Consider the following 320-nt stretch of genomic DNA (forward strand, 5'->3'; position numbering starts at 1 on the left):
GTCGTCACCGCGTTTTGCGCACTCTTTCTCGTAGGTACTCAGTCCGGCTTCTATCAGCATCACCGCTTCCTGAACTTCTTTCAGACCATCGATGGCCATACGACCGGAGCCTATCCAGTCGCAGTTCCCCCAGGCACTGCGGGCTTCCTGAAAACTGAAGCGCGCTTTTGAAGGTAACGTCACCACGCGGCGAACGATGGCCTCTTCCAGCCAGCACAGAAACATCTGGCTCGCCTGACGGGATGCGACGAATTTTCGCCGCCCCATAAAGTACGCCCACGACTCGTTCGCACTGGCCCGTGCCGTGGAGTAGCTCATCT

General features: G+C 57.8%; 1 pseudogene. It reads right to left on the bottom strand.

From position 1 onward, the window contains the following. Window positions 1-320: pseudogene (locus JW499_RS22580) on the bottom strand (phage portal protein); the annotation flags it as partial.

The sequence above is a fragment of the Amphritea pacifica genome, assembly GCF_016924145.1.
GTDB lineage: Bacteria > Pseudomonadota > Gammaproteobacteria > Pseudomonadales > Balneatricaceae > Amphritea > Amphritea pacifica.